Raw genomic sequence first — 3,960 nt, forward strand, 5'->3', positions numbered from 1 at the left:
CAGGACACGGTTCTGCATCTGGCAGCGCAGGAAGGTTCGGTGGAAGACCTTGAGCTCGAGGACGTGCTCAAGGCCGGCTACAAAGGCATCAAGTGCGTGGAGTCCGGCGGTCCGGAACCGGGCGTCGGCTGCGCCGGGCGCGGCGTCATCACCTCGATCAATTTCCTTGAAGAGAACGGTGCATATGACGATGTCGACTACGTCTCCTATGACGTGCTCGGCGATGTGGTGTGCGGTGGCTTTGCGATGCCGATCCGTGAGAACAAGGCCCAGGAGATCTACATCGTGATGTCCGGCGAGATGATGGCGCTCTATGCCGCCAACAACATCGCCAAGGGCATCCTGAAATATGCCCATTCCGGCGGCGTGCGGCTCGGCGGCCTGATCTGTAACGAGCGCCAGACGGACCGCGAGCTCGACCTCTCCGAGGCGCTGGCTGCCAGGCTCAATTCCAAGCTCATCCACTTTGTGCCGCGTGACAACATCGTCCAGCACGCCGAGCTCAGGAAGATGACGGTGATCCAGTACGCGCCGGACTCCAAGCAGGCCGGGGAATATCGGGCGCTAGCCGAGAAGATCCATGCCAATTCGGGCCAAGGGACCATTCCGACCCCGATTACCATGGAAGAGCTCGAAGACATGCTGCTCGACTTCGGCATCATGAAGAGCGACGAGCAGATGCTGGCCGAACTACAGGCCAAGGAGTCAGCGGTGGTTGCGGCTCAATAACTGCCGCTGTCGACAGGACGCGCTGGCCCTTGCGCCAGCGCGTCCTTCCAAGAAAGCCGCTTCGGCGACGACGACCTAACCCGAACCTTGAAAGGGGGCAGGGGCCCATGAGCCTTGATTACGAGAATGACAGCGTTTTGCATGAACAGCTCATTGCGGAAGTATTAGCGCAATATCCAGACAAGGCGGCGAAGCGCCGCAAGAAGCACCTCAGCGTCGCAACGAGCGGCGACGAGCCTGGCGATGAGCCGAAGGCCCTTTCCGAATGCGACGTCAAATCGAACATCAAGTCCATTCCGGGCGTGCCTGACGGGCATCGACACGTTCGTGACGCTGCAGTTCACCTCAGACTTCCAGGAAAAGGACATCGTGTTCGGCGGCGACAAGAAGCTTGAACAGGTCATCGACGAGATCGAGGAGCTTTTCCCCCTCAACAACGGCATCAGCGTGCAGTCGGAATGCCCGATCGGGCTGATTGGCGACGACATTGAGGCGGTGTCGCGCAAGAAGGCCAAGGAGCACGAAAAGACGATCGTGCCGGTACGCTGCGAGGGCTTCCGCGGCGTCTCGCAATCGCTCGGCCACCACATCGCCAACGACGCCATCCGTGACTGGGTTTTCGACAAGAACGAAGTCGAGTTTGAGACCGGCCCTTACGATGTCAACGTCGTCGGCGACTACAATATCGGTGGCGACGCGTGGGCTACGCGCATTCTATTGGAGGAGGTGGGGCTGCGCGTGGTCGGCAACTGGTCGGGTGATGCCACGCTCGCTGAGGTCGAGCGCGCGCCAAAGGCCAAGCTGAACCTCATCCACTGCTACCGCTCGATGAACTACATCTGTCGGCACATGGAGGAAAAATACGGCATCCCGTGGATGGAATACAATTTCTTTGGTCCGTCCCAGATCGAAACCTCCCTGCGCGAAATAGCCAAGCACTTCGGTCCGGAAATCGTCGACAAGACCGAGGCTGTCATCACCAAGTACCGGCCCCTGGTCGATGCTGTCGTCGACAAGTACCGGCCGCGCCTCGAAGGCAAGACGGTGATGCTCTATGTCGGCGGCCTGCGTCCTCGCCACGTCATCACGGCCTATGAGGACCTCGGCATGCGGATCGTCGGCACCGGCTACGAGTTCGCCCACAACGACGACTATCAGCGCACCGGCCATTATGTGAACAAGGGTACGCTGATCTATGACGACGTGACCGGTTACGAGCTGGAAAAGTTCATCGAAGGCATCCGCCCCGACCTTGTTGGGTCCGGCATTAAAGAGAAGTATCCGGTGCAGAAGATGGGCATCCCCTTCCGCCAGATGCACTCCTGGGATTATTCCGGCCCGTATCACGGCTATGACGGCTTCGCCATATTCGCCCGCGACATGGATCTGGCCATCAATAATCCGGTGTGGGATCTCTACGACGTCCCCTGGAAAAAAGAGGCCGCGCCAGCTGAGGCGGTTGCGGCCGAATGAGAGCCTGGCCTGTCTTGGGAAGGGGCAGGCCAGGCTCTTCCTATCGGACTTGATCCGCACTCGTGACAGATGACATCCCATTGCCGCCACCGGTGCGGCGCGATGAAAAGAAAGGTGCTTACTATGCCGCAGTCGGCGGAAAAAGTTCTCGACCATGCTCCCCTGTTCCGCGAGCCGGAATACAGGCAGATGCTCGCCGAGAAGAAAGCCAATTTCGAATGCCCCCACCCGGATCAGGTCGTTGCCGATCAAAACGACTTCACGAAGACCTGGGAGTATCGCGAAAAGAACCTGGGCCGCGAAGCCCTGGTCGTGAACCCGGCCAAAGCCTGCCAGCCGCTCGGTGCCGTCTTCGCAGCCGCAGGCTTTGAGCAAACGATGTCCTTCGTCCATGGCAGCCAGGGCTGCGTCGCTTATTACCGTTCGCATCTGTCGCGTCACTTCAAGGAGCCTTCATCAGCGGTCTCGTCCTCGATGACGGAGGACGCGGCAGTGTTCGGCGGGTTGAAGAACATGGTCGACGGGCTCGCCAATACATACAAGCTCTACGATCCGAAGATGATCGCCGTCTCGACCACCTGCATGGCCGAAGTCATTGGAGACGACCTCCACGGCTTCATCGAAAACGCAAAGAACGAAGGGTCGGTCCCGCACGACTTCGATGTTCCTTTCGCCCACACGCCTGCCTTCGTCGGCAGCCACGTCGATGGCTATGACGGCATGATCAAGGGCATTCTGGAGAACTTCTGGAAAGGCAACGAGCGGAAGGAGGTTGCTCAAGCCATCAACATCATTCCCGGCTTCGACGGCTTCTGCGTCGGCAACAACCGCGAACTGAAGCGCCTGCTCGACATGATGGGCGTATCCTACATCTTCATCCAGGATGCCTCCGACCAGTTCGACACGCCGTCTGACGGTACGTACCGCATGTATGACGGCGGCACGAAGATCGAGGACTTGAAAACGGCGTTGAATGCCGAAGCGACCCTGTCGCTGCAGCACTATAACACGCGCAAAACGCTGGAATATTGCAAGGAGGTCGGTCAGGTTACGGCTTCGTTCCATTATCCGCTGGGTGTTCAGGCGACCGACGAATTCCTGATGAAGGTCTCGGAGATTACCGGCAAGGAAATTCCTCCGGCAATCGGCCTGGAACGCGGCCGTCTCGTCGACGCTATGGCAGATAGCCAAGCCTGGCTGCACGGGAAGAAATACGCGATCTACGGCGATCCTGACTTCGTCTACGCCGTTGCCCGGTTCGTCTTGGAAACCGGCGGTGAGCCGACCCACTGCCTTGCTACCAACGGCACGTCGGCCTGGGAAGCCGAGATGAAGGCGTTGCTCGCATCCTCGCCCTTCGGCAAGGATGCCCAGGTCTGGGCGGGCAAGGACCTGTGGGCGTTGCGCTCGCTGCTCTTTACCGAGCCGGTTGATCTTATGATCGGCAATTCCTATGGCAAGTATCTCGAGCGCGACACCGGCACCCCATTGATCCGGCTGACCTTTCCGATATTCGACCGGCACCATCACCACCGTTTCCCGCTCATGGGCTACCAAGGCGGCCTGCGCGTCCTGACGACGATCCTCGACAAGATCTTCGACAAGCTCGATCGCGAGACGAGCGAGCCGGGTGTGACGGACTATTCTTACGACCTGACCCGCTAGGAGCGGCGGCGGTCGGCCTTGTGAGGCCGGCCGCCTTCATCTGAACTTGGAGACCGCAATGCCCTTGCTCAATGCTAAAGTCCAGGATGTCTT

At 59.4% G+C, this 3,960-nt stretch carries 2 protein-coding genes and 1 pseudogene; all 3 read left to right on the plus strand.

Going from position 1 to position 3,960, the window contains the following annotated elements; translation table 11 throughout:
• A partial coding sequence (nifH, locus tag PH551_RS32570) for a nitrogenase reductase (RefSeq protein ID WP_184351595.1) occupies positions 1 to 729 on the plus strand: 729 nt, incomplete at its 5' end.
• A gap of 107 nt (positions 730 to 836) precedes the next feature.
• Positions 837 to 2,202: pseudogene (gene nifD / locus PH551_RS32575) on the plus strand (nitrogenase molybdenum-iron protein alpha chain).
• A 123-nt stretch (positions 2,203 to 2,325) separates the two neighbouring features.
• Complete coding sequence (gene nifK, locus PH551_RS32580; RefSeq protein WP_004677342.1) at positions 2,326 to 3,867, plus strand: nitrogenase molybdenum-iron protein subunit beta; 1,542 nt, start codon at positions 2,326 to 2,328, stop codon at positions 3,865 to 3,867.
• The last annotated feature ends 93 nt before the right edge of the window (positions 3,868 to 3,960 follow it).

Source organism: Rhizobium atlanticum (genome assembly GCF_030182485.1).
In the GTDB taxonomy this organism is placed as follows: Bacteria; Pseudomonadota; Alphaproteobacteria; order Rhizobiales; family Rhizobiaceae; genus Rhizobium.

Coding starts and splice junctions, on each gene's coding strand:
- nifK (WP_004677342.1), top strand. CDS start 2,326: ATGCCGCAGTCGGCGGAAAAAGTTCTCGACCATGCTCCCCTGTTCCGC.